General features: G+C 71.2%; 19 protein-coding genes. 9 read left to right on the plus strand and 10 right to left on the minus strand.

The genetic code is table 11. From position 1 onward, the window contains the following. Nucleotide 1 precedes the first annotated feature (1 nt). From IE241_RS00885 to IE241_RS00905, 5 genes are all read right to left on the minus strand, one after another. Entirely contained in the window at nt 2-2,266 is a 2,265-nt protein-coding gene (locus IE241_RS00885; RefSeq protein WP_190019606.1) for a bifunctional salicylyl-CoA 5-hydroxylase/oxidoreductase, read from the minus strand. Beyond that, nucleotides 2,251-3,078 (minus strand): enoyl-CoA hydratase family protein, encoded by an 828-nt coding sequence (locus tag IE241_RS00890; RefSeq protein WP_190019607.1) that lies wholly within the window; start codon nt 3,076-3,078, stop codon nt 2,251-2,253. Before IE241_RS00890 ends, IE241_RS00885 begins: the two co-directional genes overlap by 16 nt. Nucleotides 3,079-3,246: 168 nt before the next feature. After that, nucleotides 3,247-4,248 (minus strand): ornithine carbamoyltransferase, encoded by a 1,002-nt coding sequence (gene argF / locus IE241_RS00895; RefSeq protein ID WP_190019608.1) that lies wholly within the window; start codon nt 4,246-4,248, stop codon nt 3,247-3,249. A 94-nt stretch (nt 4,249-4,342) separates the two neighbouring features. Beyond that, entirely contained in the window at nt 4,343-5,635 is a 1,293-nt protein-coding gene (locus IE241_RS00900) for an arginine deiminase (RefSeq protein ID WP_229898656.1), read from the minus strand. 55 nt (nt 5,636-5,690) lie between these two features. Next, nucleotides 5,691-7,220, minus strand: a complete 1,530-nt coding sequence (locus tag IE241_RS00905) for a helix-turn-helix domain-containing protein (protein WP_190019609.1) — start codon at nt 7,218-7,220, stop codon at nt 5,691-5,693. Nucleotides 7,221-7,323: 103 nt separating this feature from the next. Here IE241_RS00905 and IE241_RS00910 point away from each other — a divergent pair, with 103 nt between their 5' ends. Both IE241_RS00910 and IE241_RS00915 read left to right on the plus strand, forming a co-directional pair. Beyond that, a complete protein-coding gene (locus tag IE241_RS00910) occupies nt 7,324-8,355 on the plus strand; it encodes a DUF1648 domain-containing protein (protein WP_190019610.1) in 1,032 nt (343 codons plus the stop codon). Nucleotide 8,356: 1 nt separating this feature from the next. Then, nucleotides 8,357-8,719, plus strand: a complete 363-nt coding sequence (locus IE241_RS00915) for a GntR family transcriptional regulator (protein ID WP_190019611.1) — start codon at nt 8,357-8,359, stop codon at nt 8,717-8,719. On the opposite strand, the gene IE241_RS00920 is transcribed toward IE241_RS00915, so the two are convergent. Next, the gene (locus IE241_RS00920; protein WP_190019612.1) at nt 8,685-9,284 is read right to left on the minus strand and encodes a Uma2 family endonuclease; all 600 of its coding nucleotides are present in this window, start codon (nt 9,282-9,284) and stop codon (nt 8,685-8,687) included. The two genes, IE241_RS00915 and IE241_RS00920, sit on opposite strands and share 35 nt — an antisense overlap. Nucleotides 9,285-9,427: 143 nt before the next feature. Between IE241_RS00920 and IE241_RS00925 the strand changes: the two genes are divergently transcribed. From IE241_RS00925 to IE241_RS00945, 5 genes are all read left to right on the plus strand, one after another. Further along, nucleotides 9,428-10,375 (plus strand): alpha/beta fold hydrolase, encoded by a 948-nt coding sequence (locus IE241_RS00925; protein ID WP_229898657.1) that lies wholly within the window; start codon nt 9,428-9,430, stop codon nt 10,373-10,375. Nucleotides 10,376-10,594: 219 nt separating this feature from the next. After that, nucleotides 10,595-13,309: an aconitate hydratase AcnA gene (gene acnA / locus IE241_RS00930; protein ID WP_190019613.1), complete on the plus strand. Its 2,715-nt coding sequence runs from the start codon at nt 10,595-10,597 to the stop codon at nt 13,307-13,309. Nucleotides 13,310-13,659: 350 nt separating this feature from the next. Further along, the gene (locus IE241_RS00935; RefSeq protein WP_190019614.1) at nt 13,660-13,929 is read left to right on the plus strand and encodes a hypothetical protein; all 270 of its coding nucleotides are present in this window, start codon (nt 13,660-13,662) and stop codon (nt 13,927-13,929) included. 33 nt (nt 13,930-13,962) lie between these two features. Beyond that, nucleotides 13,963-14,307 carry a hypothetical protein gene (locus IE241_RS00940; protein ID WP_190019615.1) on the plus strand — a complete coding sequence of 115 codons (345 nt, stop codon included), beginning with the start codon at nt 13,963-13,965 and terminating at the stop codon, nt 14,305-14,307. Nucleotides 14,308-14,417: 110 nt separating this feature from the next. Further along, nucleotides 14,418-15,659, plus strand: a complete 1,242-nt coding sequence (locus IE241_RS00945; protein ID WP_190019616.1) for a zinc metalloprotease — start codon at nt 14,418-14,420, stop codon at nt 15,657-15,659. 122 nt (nt 15,660-15,781) lie between these two features. Here the strand turns inward: IE241_RS00945 and IE241_RS00950 are convergent, their stop codons facing one another. Together IE241_RS00950 and IE241_RS00955 are read right to left on the minus strand one after the other, a co-directional pair. Beyond that, nucleotides 15,782-16,846 (minus strand): cobalamin-independent methionine synthase II family protein, encoded by a 1,065-nt coding sequence (locus IE241_RS00950; protein ID WP_190020381.1) that lies wholly within the window; start codon nt 16,844-16,846, stop codon nt 15,782-15,784. Nucleotides 16,847-16,857: 11 nt separating this feature from the next. Then, a complete protein-coding gene (locus IE241_RS00955; RefSeq protein WP_190019617.1) occupies nt 16,858-17,118 on the minus strand; it encodes a hypothetical protein in 261 nt (86 codons plus the stop codon). A gap of 502 nt (nt 17,119-17,620) precedes the next feature. Between IE241_RS00955 and IE241_RS00960 the strand changes: the two genes are divergently transcribed. Beyond that, nucleotides 17,621-18,142: an EF-hand domain-containing protein gene (locus IE241_RS00960; protein WP_190019618.1), complete on the plus strand. Its 522-nt coding sequence runs from the start codon at nt 17,621-17,623 to the stop codon at nt 18,140-18,142. A 138-nt stretch (nt 18,143-18,280) separates the two neighbouring features. After that, nucleotides 18,281-19,444 carry a serine hydrolase domain-containing protein gene (locus IE241_RS00965; RefSeq protein WP_190019619.1) on the plus strand — a complete coding sequence of 388 codons (1,164 nt, stop codon included), beginning with the start codon at nt 18,281-18,283 and terminating at the stop codon, nt 19,442-19,444. Between the two features lie 80 nt (nt 19,445-19,524). Here IE241_RS00965 and IE241_RS34565 read toward each other — a convergent pair whose 3' ends face one another. Together IE241_RS34565 and IE241_RS00975 are read right to left on the minus strand one after the other, a co-directional pair. Then, nucleotides 19,525-20,580 (minus strand): FG-GAP repeat domain-containing protein, encoded by a 1,056-nt coding sequence (locus IE241_RS34565; RefSeq protein ID WP_190019620.1) that lies wholly within the window; start codon nt 20,578-20,580, stop codon nt 19,525-19,527. A 109-nt stretch (nt 20,581-20,689) separates the two neighbouring features. After that, a complete protein-coding gene (locus IE241_RS00975; protein WP_190019621.1) occupies nt 20,690-24,670 on the minus strand; it encodes a GH92 family glycosyl hydrolase in 3,981 nt (1,326 codons plus the stop codon). Between the last annotated feature and the right edge of the window lie 116 nt (nt 24,671-24,786).

Raw genomic sequence — 24,786 nt, forward strand, 5'->3', positions numbered from 1 at the left:
CCTAAGCCCCCCGCCCGGTCGGCGGCCGCCGGCTCCCCGCCCGGTACGGTGCGGGCCACCACACCCCCGGCCCCGCGTACTCCTGCTCGGCCGCCGCGTGGAGCGTCCAGTGCGGGTCGTACAGGTGCGGCCGCCCGAGCGCGCAGAGGTCGGCGCGGCCCGCCAGGATCAGGGAGTTGACGTCGTCCCAGGAGGAGATCGCGCCCACGGCGATCACGGGGACGCCCGCCTCGTGGCGGATGCGGTCGGCGAAGGGCGTCTGGTACGAGCGGCCGAAGGCGGGCCGCTCGTCGGCGACGACCTGGCCGGTGGAGACGTCGAGCGCGTCGGCCCCGTGGGCGGCGAAGGCGCGCGCGACGGCGACGGCGTCCTGCGCGGTGGTGCCGCCGTCGGCCCAGTCGGTCGCGGAGATCCGTACGGTCATGGGCCGGTCGGCGGGCCACACGGCCCGTACCGCGTCGAAGACCTCCAGGGGGTAGCGCAGCCGCCCGTCCAGGGCGCCCCCGTAGGCGTCGTCGCGGCGGTTGGTCAGCGGGGAGAGGAAGCCGGACAGCAGGTAGCCGTGGGCGCAGTGGAGTTCGAGCAGGTCGAATCCGGCGCGGGCGGCGGCCTCGGCCGACCGTACGAACTGATCGCGTATGGCAGTCATTTCAGCCACCGACAGCGCGTGCGGCGTCTGGCTGACGCCGGGGCGGTACGGGAGCGGGGACGGGGCGACGAGCGGCCAGTTGCCCTCCGGGAGCGGCTGGTCGATGCCCTCCCACATGCGGCGGGTGGAGCCCTTGCGGCCCGCGTGCCCCAGCTGGAGGCCGATCGCCGTGCCCGGCGCCTGGGCGTGTACGAAATCGGTGATGCGGCGCCAGGCCCGCTCGTGTCCGGGCGCGTACATTCCCGAGCACCCGGGCGTGATCCGGCCCTGTGCGCTCACGCAGACCATTTCGGCCATGACGAGCCCGGCCCCGCCGAGGGCGCGCGCGCCGAGGTGGACGAGGTGGAAGTCGCCGGGAGTGCCGTCGACGGCGGAGTACATGTCCATGGGGGAGACGACGACGCGGTTGCGCAGGGTCAGGCCGCGCAGCCGGAAGGGGGTGAACATGGGGGGCGTGCCGGGCGGGACGCCGGCCTCGTCCTCCACGGAGGCGACGAAGTCCGCGTCGCGCAGGCGGAGGTTGGCGTGGGTGACGCGGCGGCTGCGGGTGAGGAGGTTGAAGGCGAACCGGCGCGGCGGCTGGTCCACGTGCACGGCGAGGTCCTCGAACCACTCCAGGCTGGCGCGGGCGGCGCGCTGGGTGGAGGCGACGGCCGGGCGCCGTTCGGCCTCGTAGGCGGCGAGCGCATCCGGGACGTCCGGGTGCCGCTCCAGGCTCCGGGCCAGTGCGAGGGCGTCCTCGACGGCGAGCTTGGTGCCGGAGCCGATGGAGAAATGGGCGGTGTGGGCGGCGTCGCCGAGGAGGACCGTACGGCCGTGGTGCCACTGCTCGTTGACGACGGTGCGGAAGGCCGTCCAGGCGGAGCGGTTGGAGCGCAGGGGGCGGCCGCCGAGGGCGTCGGCGAAGTACTTGCCGCAGGCTTCCAGCGTGCCGTCCTCGTCGGCGCGGTCGAGACCGGCGCGGCGCCACACCTCCTCGCGCATCTCGACGACGACGGTGCTGGCGTCGCGCCGGTACGGGTAGCCGTGGAGCTGCATCAGGCCGTGCTCGGTCGCTGCGATCTCGAAGCGGAAGGCGTCGAAGGCGAAGCCGGCGGAGAGCCAGATGTAGCGGCAGCGGTGGGCGGTGACGGTGGGGCGGAAGTGGTCGGCGTGGGCGTCGCGGGTGCGGCTGTGGACGCCGTCGGCGGCGATGACGAGGTCGTGGGTGCGGGCGAGCTCTTCGGCGGGCGGCGCCTCCGCGCGGAAGCGGAGCCGGACGCCGAGCCCGGCGCAGCGCTCGTGGAGGATCTCCAGGAGCCGGCGGCGGCCGAGGGCGGCGAAGCCGTGGCCTCCGGAGCGCAGGGCGGTGCCGCGGTGGACGACGTCGATGTCGTCCCAGCGGACGAATTCGCGGCGCAGGGCGGCGTAGACCTCGGGGTCGGCGCTCTCGATGCCGCCGAGGGTCTCGTCGGAGAGGACGACGCCGAAGCCGAAGGTGTCGTCGGGGGCGTTGCGTTCCCAGAGGGTGACGTCGCGCTCCGGGGAGAGACGTTTCAGCAGGGCCGCGGCGTAGAGGCCGCCGGGCCCGCCGCCGATGACGGCGACCCGCTCGGCGGCGGTCACCGGCCGCGCCACTTCGGGGGCCGCTTCTCGGTGAAGGCGGCGTGGAACTCGGCGTAGTCGGCGCTGTTCATGAGCAGGGCCTGGGTGGCGGCGTCGAGTTCGACGGCGGCCGCGAGCGGCATGTCGAGCTCGGCGGTGAGCAGGGCCTTGGTCTGCGCGTGGGCGAGGGCGGGCCCGTCGGCGAGGCGGCGGGCGAGGGCCTGCGCCGCGTCACCCGCCCGGCCCTCCTCCGTCAACTGGCTGATCAGACCGATGCGTTCCGCCTCGTCGGCGCGTACGGGCTCGCCGAGCATCAGCAGCCGCGTGGCGTGACCGAGGCCCACGACGCGGGGGAGCAGGTAGGCGGCGCCCATGTCCCCGCCGGAGAGGCCGACGCGGGTGAAGAGGAAGGCGAAGCGGGCGGTCGGGTCGGCCACGCGGAAGTCGGCGGCGAGCGCGAGGACGGCCCCGGCGCCCGCGGCGACCCCGTGCACGGCGGCGACGACGGGGAAGGGGCACTCGCGCAGGGCCCGTACGGTCTGGCCGGTCATCCGGTTGAAGTCGAGGAGCTGCCCGGTGTCCATGGCCAGGGTCGCGCCGATGATCTCGTCGACGTCGCCGCCGGAGCAGAAGCCGCGGCCCTCGCCGCCGAGCACGAGGGCGCGCACGGAGCCGTCGCGGGCCAGCTCGGGCAGGAGGTCGCGCAGGTCGGCGTAGGCGCCGAAGGTGAGGGCGTTGAGCTTGCCGGGGCGGGCGAGGGTGACGGTCGCGACGCCCGCGTCGAGGGTCAGGCGCAGGTGCCGCCACTCCTCGGTACGGGACGCGGAGCCGGTGAACGGACTCATGGAGCGCGGCCTCCTTCAGCCGGTGGGGCTGGTGCGTGCCTGCGCTGTGAAGTTATCACCGGTGCGTGACTGTCGTCACGAGTGCGCGATAGAAGGGGAGTTGCCCCGGGGCGGTCGGCGGCCGGCGGCCGTCCCGGGGCCCGCCGCCCGCCCGGGGCGACTGCGCCGTCAGCCGGCGAGCGTCGCCACCAGCACCGCCTTGATCGTGTGCATCCGGTTCTCGGCCTGGTCGAAGACGACCGAGTGCTGCGACTCGAAGACCTCGTCGGTGACCTCCAGGGACGTCAGCCCGTGCCGCTCGTGGATCTCGCGGGCGACCGTGGTCTCCAGGTCGTGGAAGGCGGGCAGGCAGTGCAGGAACTTCACCGCCGGATTGCCGGTCGCGCGCAGCACGTCCATGGTCACGGCGTACGGTGCGAGCAGCGCGATGCGGGCGTCCCACACCTCCTTGGGCTCGCCCATGGACACCCACACGTCGGTGGCGACGAAGTCCGCGCCCTTCACGCCCTCGGCGACGTCCGGGGTGAGGGCGATCCGCGCCCCGCTCACCTCGGCGAGCTGCCGCGCCATCGCGACGATCTCCGCGTCGGGCCACAGCTCCTCCGGGGCCACGATGCGCACGTCCATGCCGAGGAGGGCGCCGGTGACGAGGTAGGAGTTGCCCATGTTGTAGCGGGCGTCACCGAGGTAGGCGAAGGCGACGTGGTCCAGGGACTTGGCGGTGTGCTCGGACATGGTGAGGATGTCGGCGAGCATCTGGGTGGGGTGCCACTCGTCGGTCAGGCCGTTGTAGACGGGCACCCCGGCGTGCGCGGCGAGCTCTTCGACGACGTCCTGGCCGTGGCCCCGGTACTCGATGGCGTCGAACATCCGGCCGAGGACGCGCGCGGTGTCCTTGACCGACTCCTTGTGCCCGATCTGGGAGCCCGCCGGGTCGAGGTAGGTCGTGCGGGCGCCCTGGTCGCCGGCCGCGACCTCGAAGGCGCAGCGGGTCCGTGTCGAGGTCTTCTCGAAGACGAGGGCGATGTGCCGCCCGAGGAGGCGCTGCTCCTCGGTGCCGGTCTGCCGGGCCGCCTTGAGTTCGGCCGCCAGCTCGACGAGGCTGTGGAACTCCTCGGCGGTGAAGTCCGTCTCCTTGAGGAAGTGACGGCCCTTGAGGTCTGTCGTCATGGGATGGACTCCTAGCTGGCTCTGGCGCTCTGGCTCGCGTGCTCATGACTGCGGAAAGATGGAATTCTATACATGCTTCCGCATTGCTATGCAATCAAGTGTGCGAAGGGCCACCCTCGGCGGGGGCTGCGAAGGGCGCCGCGGCGGGCCCCGGAGGCCGGCCGGCCACCGGATCCCGCTCGATCGGACAGCTCATACAGCGCGGCCCGCCCCGCCCCCGGCCCAGCTCGCTGCCCGGGATCGTGATCACCTCGATGCCGTTCTTGCGCAGGTGGGTGTTGGTCGTGACGTTGCGCTCGTAGGCCACCACCACGCCCGGCTCGATGGCCAGCACGTTGCAGCCGTCGTCCCACTGCTCCCGCTCCGCCGCGTGCACGTCCTGCGTCGCGGTCAGCACCCGCACCGAGTCCAGGCCGAGAGCTGCGGCGATCGCGCGGTGCATGTGCTCCGGCGGATGGTCGGTGACCTTCAGCTCGCGCTCGCCCACGCCCGGCTCGATCGTGTACGAGCGGAGCATCCCCAGCCCGGCGTACTGGGTGAAGGTGTCCCCGTCCACCATGGTCATCACGGTGTCCAGGTGCATGAACGCGCGCCGCTTGGGCATGTCCAGCGCCACGATCGTGCGGGCCGAGCCGGCCGCGAAGAGCCGGTGGGCGAGCATCTCCACCGCCTGCGGCGTGGTCCGCTCGCTCATTCCGATCAGCACCGCGCCCTCGCCGATGACGAGCACGTCGCCGCCCTCGATCGTGGACGGGTAGGCGGCCTGGCCCTCCGACCAGACGTGGAAGCCGCCGTCCGAGAAGAGCGGGTGGTAGCGGTAGAGGGCCTCGTAGTGCACGGTCTCGTGCCAACGCGCGGGCCAGCGCATCGCGTTGACGCACACCCCGTCGTAGACCCAGGCGGAGGTGTCCCGGGTGAACAGGTGGTTGGGCAGCGGGTTGATCAGGAAGTCGTCCAGCTCCATGGCGTGGAAGCGCACGGAGACCGGCTCGCTCCAGCGCTCCAGGAACTCGCGCTTGGTCATCCCGCCGACCAGCCACTCGCCCAGCTCCGCCGCCGGCAGCCGCTCGAACGCGGCCCGCAGGTGGCCGGTGGCCAGCGGCCCGTACTCCTTCTCGTCGAAGACCCGGTCCAGCACCAGCGCCCGGGCCTCCGGCACCGTCAGGCTCTCCTCCAGCAGGTCCTGGAAGAAGTGCACCTCGACCCCGCGCTCGCGCAGCACGTCCGCGAAGCCGTCGTGCTCGGCGCGGGCCCGCCGCACCCACAGCACGTCGTCGAAGAGGAGAGCGTCCTTGTTGGAGGGCGTGAGCCGCTTCAGCTCCAGGCCGGGGCGGTGCAGTATGACGCGGCGCAGCCGCCCGGCCTCGGAATCGACATGGAATCCCATCCCCCCATCCTGTCCCGGATCACTCGCGATGACCCGGAGCAGGAGGGTTGCGGGGTCAGATGTCGCGGAAGATCTCGATCTGGGCGCCGATCGAGTTGAGGCGCTCCGCAAGGTCCTCGTAACCGCGGTTGATGACATAGACGTTACGGAGGACGGACGTGCCCTCGGCGGCCATCATGGCCAGCAGGACGACCACGGCCGGCCGCAGCGCCGGCGGGCACATCATCTCGGCGGAGCGCCAGCGGGTGGGGCCCTCGACCAGGACGCGGTGCGGGTCGAGGAGCTTGACGTCCGCGCCGAGACGGTTGAGGTCGGTGAGGTAGATGGCGCGGTTGTCGTAGACCCAGTCGTGGATGAGGGTCTGGCCCTGGGCGGCCGCGGCGATGGCCGCGAAGAAGGGCACGTTGTCGATGTTCAGGCCCGGGAACGGCATGGGGTGGATCTTGTCGATCGGGGCCCGCAGCTTGGAGGGGCGCACGGTCAGGTCCAGCAGGCGCGTGCGGCCGTTGTTCGCCGGGTACTCCGGGCTGCGCTCGTGGTCGAGGCCCATCTCCTCCAGGACCGCGAGCTCGATCTCCAGGAACTCCACCGGCACGCGCCGGATGGTCAGTTCGGACTCGGTGACGACGGCGGCGGCCAGCAGGCTCATGGCCTCCACCGGGTCCTCGGAGGGCGCGTAGTCCACGTCGCGGTCGATGGTGGCGACGCCGTGCACGGTGAGGGTGGTCGTGCCGATGCCCTCGACGCGCACGCCGAGCTCCTCCAGGAAGAAGCACAGGTCCTGGACCATGTAGTTCGAACTGGCGTTCCGGATGACGGTCACGCCGTCGTGGCGGGCGGCCGCGAGGAGGGCGTTCTCGGTGACGGTGTCACCCCGTTCGGTCAGCACAATCGCCCGAGTGGGTGCGACCGAACGGTCGACCTGTGCGTGGTACGTCCCGTCGGTCGCGGTGACCTCCAGGCCGAAGTGGCGCAGGGCCGTCATGTGGGGCTGCACGGTGCGGGTGCCGAGGTCGCAGCCGCCCGCGTACGGAATCTTGAAGTGGTCCATACGGTGCAGCAGCGGGCCCAGGAACATGATGACGCTGCGCGTGCGGCGGGCGGCCTCGGTGTCCATGGCGGCCAGGTTCAGCTCCGCCGGCGGCACGATCTCCAGGTCGTTGCCGTCGTTGATCCAGCGGGTGCGGACGCCGATGCTGCCCAGCACCTCCAGGATCCGGTAGACCTCCTCGATCCGGGCGACCCTGCGCAGGGTCGTGCGGCCCGCGTTGAGCAGGGTGGCGCAGAGCAGTGCGACACACGCGTTCTTGCTGGTCTTGACGTCGATGGCGCCGGAGAGCCGGCGTCCGCCGACCACCCTGAGGTGCATGGGACCCGCGTAACCGAGGGAGACGATTTCGCTGTCCAGTGCCTCACCGATCCTGGCGATCATATCAAGGCTGATGTTCTGATTTCCTCGCTCAATGCGGTTCACGGCGCTCTGGCTGGTGCCGAGGGCTTCCGCGAGCTGCGACTGGGTCCAGCCTCGGTGCTGACGGGCGTCGCGGATCAGCTTGCCGATGCGGGCGAGGTATGCGTCTGTCATGCCCTAAACGTTATCTCACATATGAGATTTCATCCGCATGGCGGTTCTGGCCATTGGTTGTTCTATTACGATGCGTACAACTCGGAGGTGCCACGGAGGTGCCATGACTGTGTCCCCGGCCGCGCCGCCGGCCGTGTCCCCGCGCCCGGCGAGCGGGCTTCGTGCGCCCCTCGTCGTGGCCGCTGCCCATCTGCTGGCCTGCGCCGCCTTCCTGACGGTCTTTCTGACCCACCGCGACCGCCTGCCCGACCCCGTCGCCACCCACTTCTCCGGCTCCGGCGGCGCCGACGACTTCACGACCCGCGACGCCTTCCCGTACGGGGCGCTGGGCATCCTGCTCATCATGGCGCTGCTCTGCACGGGGCTCGTGTACGCGACGCGCGGCCACCGCGTGCTCGTCGGCCTCGGCTGCGCCGTCGCGGGGCTCGTCGGCACCGTGGTCGTGGCGGTCGTCCTGAACAACGCCGGGGCGGAGACGGCCGACGGGGTCCGGCTCGGCCCGGGGACGCTGGGCGCCGCCCTCGCCGTCGCCGCCGCGGCCGCGGGCCTCGGCGTGCCGGCCGGCGGCCGGGGCCCCGCGGCGCCGCAGGCGAAGCCGGATGCCACCGTGGAACCGGCGCCCCGCTTCGTGCTCCGCGAGGGCGAGAGCGCGCTCTGGACCCGCGGCGCAGGCTCGCGCCCCGTGCTCGTCGGCGGCGCGTCCCTCCTGGCGGCCGGCGCCCTCCTCGTCCCGCTCGCCGGCTGGGCCGCGGGCCTGGGACTCGCGGCCGGGGGAGTGGTGCTGTGCGCCTGCTTCGCCGTCCGCGTCACCGTCGACCGGCACGGCCTCACCGTGAACGTGCTCGGCCTGCCCCGCCCGCGCGTCCGCATCCCCCTCGACCGGATCGCGGAGGCCGGGCACCGCCACGTCGAACCGCTGCGCGACCTCGGCGGCTGGGGCTACCGTGCCGTACCCGGCCGCAGCGGCTTCGGCCTGCGCTCCGGCCCCGCCGTGGTGGTCCGGCTGACGACCGGCAGCGAGTTCATCGTCACCGTCGACGACGCCGCGACGGCCGCCGCGCTCCTCGGCGCCCTGGCCGAGCGTGAGCGCGAGCGCCGGCACGCGGCGGCCGGCACGACACCCGGAGGAGGCTGAGATGCTCGTCCGCCTCGACCACGGCTCCCCGGTGCCGCTCGGCGACCAGATCGCCGCCGCCGTGCGCGGCGCCATAGCCGACGCCACCGTCCACCCGGGCGAACGCCTCCCCGCCGCCCGCGCCCTCGCCGACTCCCTCGGCGTCAACGTCCACACCGTGCTGCGCGGCTACCAGCAGTTGCGCGAGGAGGGCCTCATCGAACTCCGGCGGGGCCGCGGCGCGGTGGTCACGGCCGACGCCGCCGCGCCCGGCCGCGCCCGCCTGACGGACGGCGTCCGCGCCCTGGTCGCGGACGCGCGGGCACTGGGCATGTCGGACGAGGAGGTCGTCAACCTCGTACGGGGAGGGCTGGCGGGGTCGTAGGGCCGCGGTCAGGTCGGAACTCGGAGGTGTCGATGTCGAGGTCGAAGGGCTCGGGGAGCCGGACGGGAGTTCCGAAGGGGAGGGGGCCGTTTGTGCGCGTGTAGCCGAGTTTCCCCGGCTTGCTGAAGAGCGTGCAGGAGTGCTCCTGGCGGTCCACGAGAAGGTAGAGCGGGGCGACGAACTCCGCGTAGCGGCGGCGCTTGACGATGCGGTCGGTGTCCCCGCTGGACTCGGAGGTGACTTCGACGACGAGCAGGGTCTGGTCGGCCAGTACCGCGTTGGCGTCTTCGAGGTGCTCTGGGATGACGGCCATATCGGGGATGTACCAGTTGGGGGTTCCTGGCAGGTCGACATTGCCGGCGCCGATCACGCAGCCGAGCTTGTCGGTCGTCGGCTCCATCTGCCTGCGGATCTTCTTGATGACCTTTTCGTGGCCCCATGTCGCAGACATGAGCTGGATGACCCCCTCGACGATCTGCGCCCGGTGACCCCTGACGCACTGGACCGCGTACTTCAGTGCGGTTTCGGGGTCGTCGGCTGCGTAAGCGTGGGGTCGTGCGCTCATTCGGTCCTCCCGCGGATCGTGACTGCAGCATGACGACCGTCCAAGGTCTACGGCAATCGGCGCCGCCAACCCGCCCATTCGGCCCAACCCTCACTCGTACTGGTGAACTAGGGCCGCTTGTGCCCCGCGATCCGCCCCCTGCCATGATCGAAACGCGGCGGCCGGGGGTGCCGTCGCAGGGGGAGGTCGCCTCGATGGGTGCGCAGCTCAGTTCCTTCGCCGACGAGGCCGCCCGGGCGCGGATACTCGGCGCCTACGACAAGGCGATGGCCTTCTGGCCGGAGCCGCGCGGGCAGCGGGACGTCAGCACGTCCTTCGGGACGACCCGCGTCCACACCTACGGCGGCGGCCCGGGCACCCCGGTCGTCCTGCTGCACGGCCAGAGCGCGACCCCCGCCGAATGGGCGCCGCACGTGGCCGTGCTCGGCGAGGGGCGCCCCGTGCTGGCCGTCGACCGCGTCGGCGACCCGGGGTACAGCACGCAGAGCGCCCCCGTCACCACGGCGCAGGACACCGCGAACTGGCTGGAAGAGGTCCTTGCGGGCCTCGGCCTGGAGCGGGCGCACCTGGTCGGTCACTCGTACGGCGGCTGGGTCGCCCTCAATCACGCGGCTCGCAGACCCGCCCGCGTCGCCTCGGTCGCCGCCTACGAGCCGCCCCGGGCCCTCGCCCCGCTGCGGCCGGGCTTCCTCCTGGGCGCCGTCGCCGCCATGGTCAGCGGCTCGGAGAAGTTCCAGCGCCGCTGGTTCACCGGGCTCATCGGCGACACGGGCGCCGCCCCCGAGGAGGCCGAGGCGCAGATGCGCCTGTCGCTGGAGGCCCTGCGCGGCTTCCGCGTACGCCTGCTGCCGCCGCCGCGCATGACCGACGAGGAACTGCGCTCCGTGACGGCGCCCGCCCTGATCCTGCTCGGCGGGGCGAACCGGGCCATGGACTCCACGCGTGCCGCGGAGCGGGCGCGCCGCCTGATCCCGGACGTGCGGGCGGAGATCGTGCCCGGCGCCGGGCACGGCATCCCGGTAAAGGTGCTGAACAGCCGCGTGCCGGAGTTCTGGCGCGAGGCGGAGGCCGCGCAGGGCGGGCGCGCCTGAGGCACGCCTGCCGGGGCCCGGAGGGATACGGCCCTGTCAGGACATGACCGTTCCCCGGCGATGTACTAGAGTTATCTCGACATCGAGATATCTGCCGAGAGGCGTACCGCTGTCGCGCCAGTAAGGCATGCCTAACTAAGGCACACCTTATCGGATTGGCGGGACCGTGGGGCGGCAGGATGGCCGCAGTACGCGAATTCATGCATGAAGGAGACTGTCGTGTCGGCGAACAGCTTCGACGCCCGCAGCACGCTGCAGGTGGGCGACGAGTCGTACGAGATCTTCCGGCTGGACAAGGTCGAGGGCTCCGCGCGCCTTCCCTACAGCCTGAAGGTGCTGCTGGAGAACCTGCTCCGCACGGAGGACGGCGCGAACATCACCGCCGATCACATCCGTGCGCTGGGCAACTGGGACTCGCAGGCCCAGCCCAGCCAGGAGATCCAGTTCACGCCGGCCCGCGTGATCATGCAGGACTTCACCGGCGTCCCCTGCGTCGTCGACCTCGCCACCATGCGTGAGGCCGTCAAGGAGCTCGGCGGCGACCCGGCGAAGATCAACCCGCTGGCCCCGGCCGAGCTGGTCATCGACCACTCCGTCATCGCCGACAAGTTCGGCACGAAGGACGCCTTCGGCCAGAACGTCGAGCTGGAGTACGGCCGCAACAAGGAGCGCTACCAGTTCCTGCGCTGGGGCCAGACCGCCTTCGACGAGTTCAAGGTCGTCCCCCCGGGCACCGGCATCGTCCACCAGGTGAACATCGAGCACCTGGCCCGCACGGTCATGGTCCGGGGCGGCCAGGCCTACCCCGACACCCTGGTCGGCACCGACTCGCACACCACGATGGTCAACGGCCTCGGCGTGCTGGGCTGGGGCGTCGGCGGCATCGAGGCCGAGGCCGCGATGCTCGGCCAGCCGGTCTCCATGCTCATCCCGCGCGTCGTCGGCTTCAAGCTGACCGGCGAGCTCCCGGCCGGCACCACCGCCACCGACCTGGTCCTCACGATCACCGAGATGCTGCGCAAGCACGGCGTCGTCGGCAAGTTCGTCGAGTTCTACGGTGAGGGCGTCGCCGCCACCTCGCTGGCCAACCGCGCCACCATCGGCAACATGTCGCCGGAGTTCGGCTCCACCGCCGCGATGTTCCCGATCGACGGCGAGACGCTGAAGTACCTCAAGCTCACCGGCCGCTCCGAGCAGCAGGTTGCGCTCGTCGAGGCGTACGCCAAGGAGCAGGGCCTGTGGCTGGACCCGGCCGCCGAGCCCGACTTCTCCGAGAAGCTGGAGCTCGACCTCGCAACGGTCGTCCCCTCCATCGCCGGCCCGAAGCGCCCGCAGGACCGCATCGTCCTGGCCGACGCCAAGGCCCAGTTCGAGCGTGACGTCCTCAACTACGTCTCCACCGCCGACGAGGCGGGCGAGGAGTCCTTCCCGGCCTCCGACGCCCCGGCCGCCGCCAACGGCGTGCCGACCCGCCCGACCACGGTCACGGCCCCCGACGGCACGACGTACGAGATCGACCACGGCGCCGTCACCGTCGCCGCGATCACCTCCTGCACCAACACCTCGAACCCCTACGTCATGGTCGCCGCGGCGCTCGTGGCCAAGAAGGCGGTCGAGAAGGGCCTGACCCGCAAGCCGTGGGTCAAGACCACCCTCGCCCCGGGCTCCAAGGTCGTCACCGACTACTTCGACAAGGCGGGCCTGACCCCCTACCTCGACAAGGTCGGCTTCAACCTCGTCGGCTACGGCTGCACCACCTGCATCGGCAACTCCGGCCCGCTGCCGGAGGAGGTCTCCAAGGCCGTCAACGAGCACGACCTCGCGGTCACGTCCGTCCTGTCGGGCAACCGCAACTTCGAGGGCCGCATCAACCCCGACGTCAAGATGAACTACCTGGCCTCCCCGCCGCTGGTCGTCGCGTACGCCATCGCGGGCTCCATGAAGGTGGACATCACGCGGGACGCCCTGGGCACGGACACCGAGGGCAACCCGGTCTTCCTGAAGGACATCTGGCCGTCCGAGGCCGAGGTCAACGACGTCGTGGCCAACGCCATCGGCGAGGACATGTTCAACAAGTCCTACCAGGACGTCTTCGCGGGCGACGCCCAGTGGCAGGCGCTGCCGATCCCGACCGGCAACACCTTCGAGTGGGACACCGAGTCCACCTACGTCCGTAAGCCCCCTTACTTCGAGGGCATGACGATGGAGACCACCCCGGTCTCCGACATCGCCGGCGCCCGCGTCCTGGCGAAGCTGGGCGACTCGGTCACCACCGACCACATCTCCCCGGCCGGCGCCATCAAGGCCGACACCCCGGCCGGCAAGTACCTCACCGAGCACGGCGTCGAGCGTCGTGACTTCAACAGCTACGGCTCGCGCCGCGGCAACCACGAGGTCATGATCCGCGGTACGTTCGCCAACATCCGTCTGCGCAACCAGATCGCGCCGGGCACCGAGGGCGGCTTCACCCGCGACTTCACGAAGGAAGACGCTCCCGTCTCCTTCATCTACGACGCCTCGCGCAACTACATCGAGCAGGGCATCCCGCTGGTCGTCCTGGCCGGCAAGGAGTACGGCTCCGGCTCGTCCCGCGACTGGGCCGCCAAGGGCACCGCGCTCCTCGGCGTCAAGGCCGTCATCGCCGAGTCCTACGAGCGCATCCACCGCTCGAACCTCATCGGCATGGGCGTCCTCCCGCTGCAGTTCCCCGAGGGTGCCTCGGCCGAGTCGCTGGGCCTGACCGGCGAGGAGTCCTTCACCTTCACCGGTGTGACCGAGCTCAACGAGGGCCGCACGCCCCGCACGGTCAAGGTCACCACCGACACCGGCGTGGAGTTCGACGCGGTCGTCCGCATCGACACCCCCGGTGAGGCGGACTACTACCGCAACGGCGGCATCATGCAGTACGTGCTGCGCTCGCTGATCCGCAAGTAAGCGGTTCCGGCGGCACAGCCGAGCGGTCCAGGGCCGCACCCCGTCTCGTACGGGGTGCGGCCCTGCTGCATTGTGGGGCCGCGATTCTGCAGAAGAGCCTGCAGCAGAGTCTGCAAAAGGGGCCGGAAGCCGCCAAGTTCAACAAGGTGGTAAGTAAGTTGCTATTCACGCCAATTGACTCATGCGTGCCCTTGGCCCGGGACGCGCGTTCGCCCCTGCACCCTCCCGGGGCGGTTTCCAACCCATTCGGGTGATCAGAGGATTGGCGAAGTGTCGGACTTTCCGTTCCTGGTTAGTCTCCGGCGGGGATCGACGCCGGGACGATGTCGTCCCCTAGGGAGGGAACAACCATGGGATCCGCCGTCACTTTCGGGGAGCTCGAACGCCTTTCCGGCGAGGAGCTTCCCCCGCGACTCGCGCTGTCGAGCGTGTTGCCGGCGGGTACCGATCAGCCGGTCTACCCGGCGATGGTGAAGACCGACCACGGCACCACGGTCGCCTACGCCTGCCAGTACCGGCAGAACGCGGGAAGTCCTCCGCTCCTCGTCTTCCTGGGACTCGCCTCCCAGGACCCCGGCTATACGACGACGTGCATTCCCGCGGCCATCTCCAGCCATTGAGGCACTGAATCGCAATCAGAGAAGGGGAATGGAATGGACAACGCCATCAGCTTCGAGGAACTCGACGCCATCGCGGGCGAGGTGCTGCCCGAGCGTACGGTCATGGGCATCGTGGCCGCCCCGCTCGCCTACGGCCCCGCCGGGGACGGTGACGGCGGCGCGGGCGCCGGTGCCGGCAGCTCCAGCAGCAGCTCCGCGTCCTCGGGCGGCGGCGTGGTGAACGCCCCGGCTCCGCACGACCACGGCACCGTGGCGCTCTCGGCCTGCCAGGCCGTGGACCGTCAGGGCACGCCGGGCCTCTTCGGCTCGCTCGGCCTGCCGTCCACCAACCCCACCACGAGCATCACGTGCATCCCGGCGGCCGTCGCCAGCCACTGACCGCGTATCGCGCTGTCAGCTGACATACGCACCCTGGGAAGGGCCGGACGTGTCCGGCCCTTCTCCTCGTCCCCTCCTGCCCCTCTTCTCCCTCCCCACGGAGAGTGTTCATGGCCCTGCCCGCCCTGGTGGCCGGTACGGAACTGGTCGGCGAGTTCGAGGACTCCGGCTACCGCGAGCCGCCGCACCTGGTCTGCCGCCCCGACGGGCAGATCGTCCGCCTCCCCGCCGTGCTCTACCAGGTCGCCCGGGCGCTCGACGGCCGTCCCGTGGAGCGGGTCGCCGAGCAGCTCAGCCGGGAGACAGGGCGGCAGTTCGCCGCGGAGCACGTCGTCTTCCTCATCGACAAGAAGCTCGCACCGCTGGGACTGACGACCTACAGCGACGGTTCGCCGCCTCCGCCCACGGCGAAGGCGGACCCGTTCCTGGCCTTCCGCTTCCGGCTGGCCGTTCTGCCGGAGCGCGCCACGTGGCTGCTGGCCGGCCTGTTCGCGTGGCTGTTCCGGCCGGTGCTGGTCCTGCTCGCCCTGGGCGCCTTCGCCTTCGGCGAGGTGTGGCTGTGGATGACCCAGGACACGGGAGCCGCGCTGCGGGCCGTGCTCTCGTCCCCGCCTGACGTGCTCCTCGTCGTCCTGCTGGCCGTCGCCTCCTGCGTGTTCCACGAAATGGGCCACGGTGCGGCCTGCCGCTACGGCGGTGTGCGGCCCGGTGCGATGGGCTGCGGCATCTACCTGGTGTGGCCCGCCTTCTACACCGACATCACCAGCTCGTACCGGCTCGGCCGCGGGGGGCGCATCCGCGCGGACCTGGGCGGCGTCTACTTCAACGCACTGTTCGTGCTGGGCCTGCTGGCCTTGTACGGCGCGACCGGCAGCCCGTTGCTGCTGGTGGCGATCTTCTCCGTCCACCTGGAGATGATCCAGCAGCTCCTGCCGACGCTGCGGTTCGACGGCTACTACATCGTGGCGGATCTGGTGGGGATCCCCGATCTGTTCAAGTACATCGGGCCGATCCTCAAGCGGGTCGTCCTGCGCCGCCCGGAGGACGAGCGCCTGAAGGCCCTGAAGCGGTGGCCGCAGATCGTCGTCGCGGCGTGGGTCCTGTTCCTGGTGCCCGCGCTCACGCTGCAGCTGGGCATGGTGCTGGCCAACCTGCCGCAGCTGCTCCGCTCGGACTGGCGCACCGTCAACCTGCTGGTGGAGAACGCCGGTACGGCCGGCTACCCCGTCCTCGGCACGGTGGCGACGTGCCTGCAGATCGTCCTGCTCACGCTGCCGCTGGCCGGACTGGCGCTGGTTCTGGGGAGGCTTTTGCGCTCCCTCGCCCGTGGCGTCGGGCGCCGGTTTTCCTGATCGCCGAATGGCCGGCAGAACGCCCGGGGCTGTTCCCTCAGCCCCGGGCTTTCTGCCGGCGAACAGGCTTTTCGGTGAACCCGCAGCCCGCCAGCCCGCCGGCCCGTGAGCCCGCCGACCCGTCAGTAACCCAGCTCGCCGGCAGCCAGAGCGGTGCCTTCGACCCGGGCGCGGATCTTGGCGAAGGCGGTGTCGCGGGAGGTGGAGGTGTCGTCGGCGAAGGGGGAGAAACCGCAGTCGTCGCAGGTACCCAGGCGGTCGACGGGCAGATGACGGGCGGCGGCGAGGATCCGGTCGCGGACCTGTTCGGGGGTCTCGACCCTCGGGTCGATGGGGTCGGTGACCCCGACGAAGACGCGCGCGTTGCCGGGAAGATGGTCGGCGAGGACGCCGAGGACCTTGTCCGGATCCGGCTCACCGGCCAGCTGGACGTAGAACGCCCCGGCTTTCAGCTGCATCAGGGCAGGCAGGAGAGCCGCGTAGTCCACGTCGAGGCTGTGCGTGGAGTCCTGGTCGCCGCCGGGGCAGGTGTGCACGCCGATCCTGGCCTGTTCGGCGGCGGAGAAACGTTCCAGGACGCGGTTGTTGAGCGCGATGAACTGCTCCAGCAGGCCCCCCGACGGGTCCAGCTTCAGCGAGAGGCGGGCCTCGGTGAAGTCGAGCTGGACGACGTGGGCCCCGGCTTCCAGGCAGCCGCGGATATCGGCTTCGGCTTCGGCGGTGAGATCGTCGAGGAAGGCCTCGCGGGGATAGCCGTCGATGCCGTCCTGCGGGTAGAGCAGGCTGAGCGCCGAGGGGGCGATGACGGCCTGCTTGACGGGGACCGTCGCGTGCCGGAGGGCGGCGCGCAGATAGCGGTCGGCGTGCACGGCGTAGCGCAGAGGTCCCGCCGTCAGCCGGGGCAGCTGCCGCTGGTGGCCGTCGGCGAAGGGGATGACCGCCCCGTCGGGTGCGAGCCCGTCGGCACCGGCCAGGGGGTACGTGGCGAAGCTGGGCTTGGCCTGCTCGCCGTCGGTGACGACCGGTGAGCCGATCTCCTCCAGGCGGCGGACGGTGTCGCGGACCGCCTGGTCCTGGGCGGCGGCGAGCTCGTCGTCGCCGATCCGGCCCGCGGCACGGTCCGCCATGGCCGCAAGCAGCTCGGCGGGCCGGGGAATGCTGCCGATGGGTTCGGTGGGAATGGTCAGGGAGGCCCGGGTCACGGCTGGATCACCAGCTGAGCCTGGCCGTTGTTACCCCGGAGTCCGGAGGAGAGACACTCCGTGGGCAGCTGTTGCGGCAGTGCGAGGAGCACGTCCCGCCGCGCCGACTGCCCCTTCCCGCGCCCCTCGGCGACCCGGCCCGACAGCGTGACGTCGAGAACGCCGGCCGTACGGACAGTGGTGCCCTGGTCGTAGAGGATCAACGACTGCTCGCCGTCGTCATACTTCACGACCTCCGTGATGCGGGGGTTGCTCAAGCCGTCACAGGACGCCGACGGTGAGACCCCGTCCAGGGAACCGGTGGCGTGTACGGTCCGGCCGGGTTCGACGGTGCACGTGTACCAGGCGTCCGTGTGGACGCGGGTACTGCGTGACGCAGAGGTCAGGGGCGGGTCGTACGTGCTGGTGCTGTCGCCCTGGCACAGGACGCCCCCTCTGTGCCTGCCCTCGTGGGCCTGACCGGCCGGTGCCCATCCCCATGCCGAGCCCACCAGGAGCAGGGAGCTCAACACCACCGCCGCACTACGCCTGCTGACCATGCACCCTCCAGGAATCCGGATCCACTACCGGCCCTTGGCTACCCCGGGGCACCTCCGCCGTCCCCCGGCTCTCGCAGTGGACCGACCGCGCGCATCCCGTTCCGCGCGCGGGGCCGGCATCACGTGCACGACGTCACCGCAGCGCGAGCCGTCCCCGGAGCCTGGAACCCCGGTGTGGCGGGTAGGGATTTGCCGGCCAAACCCGATGGAAGGTGCTTCAGTGGATGAAACCGCAGCCAAACGACTCGTCTTCGCCATGCTGGACACGGACGGAGACGGGGTCATCTCGAAGGCCGAATACTCCGCGCGGGTCGAGCGGGTGACCCTGGCGACCGGACGGACGGACGACGACCCCCTGGTCATCGCCGCCCGCGCGAACGGTGCGCGCGCATGGGCGGCGATGGACGCGGACGGCGACGGGGGAGTGACCTTCGACGAGTACGCGGCCTGGGCCGGCGCCGAGGCGTTCGACACCGTCTGCGAGCCCGTGCTCCGCGGCCTCTTCGACCTCGCCGACGCCGACGGGGACGGCGCCCTGGACCTCAAGGAGTTCACGACGTTGCGCGCGGCCCTGGGGAACCCGGTCGGCAACATCGAATCGGCCTTCGCCGCGCTGGACGGTGACGGCGACGGGCGCGTCGGCCGTGACGACTACCTCGCCTCGGTCCGGGCGCACGTCGCCGGGGAGGACTCGCCTGTGGGCGAGGCGCTGTACCGCCGGGAGAACTCGCTGAGCGGATGAAGCGGTGCCGGGATGCCGAGGGCGATGGACCGGCATTCCCGGGCCGAGGCGTCTACCCGGGGTAGCCCCCGCTGTCCTTCGACTCGTTTTGATCACTTAGGATCGCGAAGAGTCGAACTCCTGGGGGAATGTGTGAAATTGAGACTCCGCTCCGTCGTGGCGGCGGCCGCACTCGCCGTCGGCCTCGCCCTCCCGCCGGGCACGGCCGCGGCTGCGACCGCGGCTCCCGCGCCGCCGGCCGGCCTGGACGCCAAGGCTCTCCAGGCGGCGCTGGACAAGCTGACGGCGGCCGGGGCCCCCGCCGCCCTCGCCGAGGTGCGGGTCGGAGACCAGCGGTGGTCGGGCGCCAGTGGCGTGCGGGACGTACGGAGCGAGCAGCCCGCCCGCCCCGGTGACCGCTATCGCGTGGCCAGCGTGACCAAGTCGATGGTCGCGACCGTCGTGATGCAGCTCGCCGACGAGGGGAAACTGAAGCTGGACGACCCGGTGGCGAAGCACCTTCCGGGCATGCTCCCCTACAAGGAGCCCATCAACCTGCGGCAGTTGCTCAACCACACCAGCGGAATCCCGGACTACCTCGACGACCTGTACCCGACCGGTTCGCTTGAGGAACACCAGAAGAACCGATTCCGGTACTTCGCTCCGCAAGGCTTGATCAAGAACGCGGTCAAGCGCCCGCTCGCGGACCCGTCGAGCCCGGATCTGCCCTACTCCAACACCAACTACGCACTGCTCGGCCTGGTCGTGGAGAAGGTCACCGGCAAGTCGCTGGGCACCGAACTGACGCGCAGGGTCTTCCGGCCCGCCGGAATGCGCGACACCTCGTATCCGACCGTGAACCCGTTCCTGAGCGGGCCGCATGTGAACGGCTACATCAAGCCGGAGAACGGGCCACTGGTCGACGCCACGGACTACACCCCGTCGGTGTGGGGCGCCGCGGCCGCCGTGGTGTCCACCAGTGCCGACCTCAACCGGTTCTTCCGCGCGCTGTCCGACGGGACGCTGCTCTCCCCGGCCCGGCTGGCCGAGATGCGGCAGCAGGGCGGCAAGTACCCGTACTACACGCAGGGCCTGATGGCCGGCGGTGACCTCTGTCCCGCCAGGCCGGGCGAACTGATGTGGGGCAACCGGGGCAACGGCTTCGGCTACCGGTCCATGAGCTTCAGCTCCCCGGACGGCCGCCGCCAGGTGAGCTTCGGGTGGACGGTGAGCGCGCCCGGCGTGGCCGGACCGCCGGCCGTGGAGAAGGCCTGGCAGGAGTTCCTGCTGGCCGCCCTCGGCGCCACCTGCGGCCGAGGCTGACGGCCGACGGCTGACAGTGACGGAGGGCCGCACCCCACCGGGGTGCGGCCCTCCGCGTCACGTCACCTCAGCACATCAGGTCAGTACATCAGGCGGAACTGGTTCCAGCCCGAGTTGCCGATCTTGACCTTGTAGTCGTACGGCTGGTCCGAACGGCCCGTGCCGCGGTACAGCCACAGCGCGCCGTCGTTGTCGCGCGCGATCAGGTCGGCCTTGCCGTCGAGGTCGACGTCACCGGTGCCGACCAGCTTGTTGAACTGGTTCCAGCCGCCGCCGATGCGCTGCTTGTACTCGAACGGCTTGGTGTAGTCGCCGGTGCCCTTGTAGAGCCACAGCACGCCGTCCTTGTCGCGGGCGACGATGTCGGCCTTGCCGTCACCGGTCAGGTCGCCGCGGCCGGCGATCTCGGTGAACTGGCCCCAGCCCGGGCCGACCTTCTTACGGCCGCTCAGGGTGCCGTCCGGGTAGGCGAGGTAGAGCCACAGGACGCCCTCGCGGTCGCGGACGAGGATGTCGGACTCCTTGCCGCCGCCGAGGTTGCCGGGGGACATGAACTGGTCGTACTGGCCCCAGTCGTCCGCCACGATGCTCGCGCTCTTGCCCGCGGGGGCGAAGATGATGTTCTGGGCGTTGTCGCGGACGTACAGGCCGTCGGCGATGCCGTCGCGGTCGTGGTCGACGCGGGCCGCGGCGTTGATGGCGCTCCAGCCGTTGGTGACGTACTCCTTGGGCGTGATGCCGCCCTTGCCGTCGGGCCAGTAGAAGTACAGGTCGTCGTTGTTGACGGCGCTCAGGGGCAGGAAGGGGGCCTCGGCGGCGGGGCCGTCGGCCTTGACGCCCTTGCGCGGGGCCGCGAGGCCCGGGGCGTGGGTGGCCGAGGGGGCCTTGGGGGCGTTCGGCCCGGTCTTCGGGTAGTCGCCGGACTTCGCCTCGCCGCGCAGCGCCTCGGAGCGGTGCTTGAACGACGTGTCGGCGGGCAGCTTGGCCGCGCGCTGGGCCGCGGTACCGGCGGGCGAGGTCTTGGGGCCGTCGGCGAGGGCGGTTCCGGCGGTGGTGCCGACCAGGGCGGCGGCTATCGCAGCGGTCGCGACGCGCTGCATCGCGCGGGCGCGCGGGCGGCCGGGAAGGTGAGCCACGGGGGTCTCCCAGGAAAGAGTCTCAGTGAAGAGCGGCGCGCCCCCCTGTCAGGGGCACGCCACTGGATCCCCGTGATCGTTTCACACTTCCTTTACGAGTCAATGGCTTTTATGTGGATCTTGACCCCAATAGTTCGATCTCCGCCAGCGTGCTCTCTCCCGCCGGCCGCAGCCGGTAGTGCCGGTACGAGCCGGGCCGGGCCACCGAGAACACCCGGGTCTGCCGGTCCCAGGCGAAGGTCTCGCCCGCGCGCCGGTCCGCCTCCTGCCACTGCTCGCCGTCCGCCGACCCCTCCAGGACCCAGCCGTCGGGCGCCTTCGCCCGGTCGGCCGAGGTCAGCGTGTAGGAGGTCACGGGCGAGCCGGACGGCACCTGCAGCAGGGCCGTGGCGAAGGACACCTCCGTGACCGAGGAGTCGTCGGTGAGGGGCGAGGTACCGGGCAGGGTCAGGTCGCCGTCCGGGACGGGGGCCTTGAAGTCCTTGCTCAGCGAGACCGGCCCGTCGTTCCTGCCGCTGCCCCAGGAGGACGGCCGCGGCCCCATGGCGAACTCCAGCGTCGCCCCCTTCGCGAGGACGGAGTGGGGGAGGGCGGTGGAGCGCCAGGCCTTGCCGTCCACCCGCAGCCCCTGCACGTACACGTTGCGGGCGCTGTTGCGCGGGGCCTTCACCACCAGGTCGCGGCCGCCCTCCAGGTGGACCGTCGCCTTGGTGAACAGCGGCGAGCCGACCGCGTACTCGCCGCTGCCCATCACCAGCGGGTAGAAGCCGAGCGCGCTGAACAGGTACCAGGCCGACATCTCGCCGTTGTCGTCGTCACCCGGGTAGCCCTGGCCGATCTCGCTGCCGAGGTAGAGGCGGGAGAGCACCTCGCGCACCTTCTCCTGGGTCTTCCACGGCTGCCCCGCCGCGTCGTAGAGGTAGGCGATGTGGTGCGAGACCTGGTTGCTGTGGCCGTACATGCCCATGCGGACGTCCCGCGCCTCGGTCATCTCGTGGATGACGCCGCCGTACGAGCCCGCGAACTCCGGCGCCCCGGTCTCCGGCGTGCCGAAGAACTGGTCGAGCTTGTCGGCCAGGCCCGCCCGGCCGCCGTACAGCCCGGCCAGGCCGCGGGTGTCCTGCGGGGCGTGGAAGGCGAAGTTCCAGCCGTTGGTCTCGGTGTAGTCGTGGCCCCAGACGCGCGGGTCGTACCGCCCCGGCGGCAGCCGCCGCGAGCCGTCGGCGTTACGGCCCTGGAAGAAGCCCACGGCGGGGTCGAAGAGCTTGACGTAATTACGGGCGCGGTTGGCGAAGTACGCGGACTCGTCGCGGTAGCGGGCCTTGTGGGTGCGCTCGTAGAGGGCCTTGCCCATCGTCGCGAGGCCGTAGTCGTTGAGGTAGCCCTCCAGGGCCCACGACATGCCCTCGCGCGTCGTGGTGCTCGTGTACCCCAGGAAGACGGAGGTGTCCATGCCCTTGCGGCCGACGCCGGGCTGCGTGGGCACCACCGTCGCGTTCTTGAGCGCCGCCTCGTACGCCGCCTCCGCGTCGAAGGAGACGCCCTTGACGTAGGCGTCGGCGAAGGCCACGTCGGAGCTCGTGCCCGTCATCAGATCGGCGTACCCGGGGGAGGACCAGCGCGAGATCCAGCCGCCGTCCTTGTACTGCTGCACGAAGCCGTCGACGAGCCGGCCGGCCTGCTTCGGGGTCAGGAGGGAATAGGCGGGCCAGGTGGTGCGGTAGGTGTCCCAGAAGCCGTTGTTGACGTACACCTCGCCGTCGGCGACGCGCGCGCCGGTCTGCGTGGGCGTGCTCTCGCCCTCCGGCCGCGAGAACGGGCTCGCGTAGCGGTGGCGCGGGCGGGCCCGGGTGCCGGTGTTCTCGAAGCCGGAGTTGGGATACAGGTAGAGCCGGTAGAGGTTCGAGTAGAGCGTGGTGAGCTGGTCGCGGGTCGCGCCCTCGACCTCGACCCGGCCGAGGACGGCGTCCCACGCGGCGCGGGCGCGGTCGTGGACGCGGCCGAAGGAGGTGCCCTGCGGGATCTCCTGCTCCAGGTTGGCCTTCGCCTGCTCGATGCCGATCAGGGACGTCGCGATGCGCAGCGTCACCGTACGGTCCTTGCCCGGGGCGAGGCGCAGGTAGCCGGTCGTGCCCGACTCGCCGCCGGGCTTGCCGCTCGCCGTGACGGGCGTGTCGAGCACGCCGTAGACGAAGAGCCTGCTCGCGCCGACGGACAGCCCGCTGCGTACGTCCGACCAGGCGGTGAAGGAGCTGCCGCCGGGGTCGAGCGTGAGGCCGCCCTGGTTGCGGACGTTGTCGAGGATGAGCGCGGCGTTGTCTGCCGTGCCGTCACCCGGATCCTCTGGATTTCCCGAGCCTCCTGGGCTTCCAGGACCCCCCGGATAGGTGAAGCGCATCATCGCGGCGTGGTCGGTGGGCGCGATCTCGGCCTTGAGCCCGTTGTCGAAGGTGACGCCGTAGTAGTGGGGGCGCGCCGTCTCGTTGGCGTGGTGGAAGGGCAGCGCGCGGGCGGCACGCCCGGTGTCCGGGGTGCCGGCGGTGACGGCGGGCATCACCTGGAACGTCTGCCGGTCGCCCATCCAGGGGCTCGGCTGGTGGCTCGCGCTGAACGCCTGGAGGGTGGGGAGGTTGTGGGCGTTGTTGGCGGCGGCGTACTGGTAGAGCCAGTCCATCGCGCCCGCGTTGGTCACCGGCGTCCAGAAGTTGAAGCCGTGCGGGACGGCGGTCGCGGGGAAGGTGTTGCCGCGGGAGAAGGCGGCGCTGGAGTGCGTGCCGCGGGTCGTCACGGCATAGTCGGCGAGGTGCGCCGGGGGCTTCTCGGCGGGCGCGGGGGCGAGGGAGACGTCGTCCACCCAGCCACGGAACTTCGCCGGCCCGGCCGGTGAGTCGTACGCGACGAGCACCCGCGCCACGGTCTTCCCCGCGGCGACGGCGCCGATGCGCGACTCCTTGTTGTTCCACTGATTGGCGTAGAGCGTCCGGGAGTCGGCCTGGCCCCGCGGGGTGAGCGGCGCGCCGTGCTGGTCCACCGCGCCGAGGTCACTCAGATAGGTGCCGTCGGTGAAGGCGAGGTCCAAGGAGGCGTGCGTGGCCGGATAGCGCGGGTCGACCTCGGGCATGGAGGGGAAGATCTTGTAGGAGAGGACGGTCTTCGGGGTGACACGCAGGCCGCCGCCTCTGCCTCCGCCGCGGCCTGCTCCCGCTCCTCCGCCGCCTCCTTCTCCGATCGAGAAGACTTTGTTGTACGAGTATGCGCGCTCCCTGCTCTGGTGGACGCCGCCGTAGCGCAGGGCGTGGGTGCCCGTGAAGCCGGCGCGGGCCTTGGCGGTGGGGGAGCCGGGGGGACCGCTGTCGACGTAGCTGCGCATGTCGGACGGGGGCGGCGGGCCGGTGTAGTACGGCGCCAGCTGCACCTCGGCCAGCTGGGTGATGTCCTCGCCGCTGTTGCGGGCTATGTCGAGCCGGTAGTGCCGGAAGGGGGTGGAGTTGAGGAAGGAGAACTCGCGGGTCTGGAAGCGCTTTTCGAAGGTCTCGCCCTTGCGGCTGTCGAGGGGCGTCCAGTTCCGGCCGTCCTGCGAGCCCTGGAGGGTCCAGTCCCGGGGGTCGCGGCCGGGAGCGTCATTGGCGGACGTCAGGGCGTAGCGCACCGCCGTGACCGGCTCGGCGAGCTCGAATTCCAGCCAGGCCGACTTCTCGAAGTCGAGCCATTTGGTCGTGCTCTCGCCGTCGAAGAGGTTCTCCTTGACCTCGCCCGAGCCCGCGTTCTCCCCGCTCGCGCGGACGGCCGTGACGGTCTCGGTGACGTTGCCGGGGATGCCGCGCTCGTCGTTGCCGTCGATGCCGGAGGCGCGCTTGTGGCCGTCGGGGGCGGACTCGACGGCGTTGCGCCAGTCGGGTTGCGGCTGGCCCTGCTCGAAGGAGGAGAAGAAGCGGTCGGAAGGGGCGGAGCGGTCGGCGGGGGCGGCGCCGGCGGGGACGCTCTGGGGTACCTGAACGGCCGTCATGAGGGCGGTGGCGAGGATGAGAACGAGCGGGCGGGTGACACTACGCCATTGGTGTCGGGGTCCGTGCCGCTGTCCCTGCCGCATCTCATGTCTCCCAACGAAACCGACAACGTTGTCAAGTGAGTCGCGCAGAGATAAGTAGGGCGTGGGAGACGGGTGGTGTCAAGGGTCCCGGAGTTGGTGTCGCCACCACAGGGGCC

Origin of the sequence: Streptomyces hiroshimensis (assembly GCF_014650335.1) — a bacterium.
GTDB classification, from domain to species: domain Bacteria; phylum Actinomycetota; class Actinomycetes; order Streptomycetales; family Streptomycetaceae; genus Streptomyces; species Streptomyces hiroshimensis.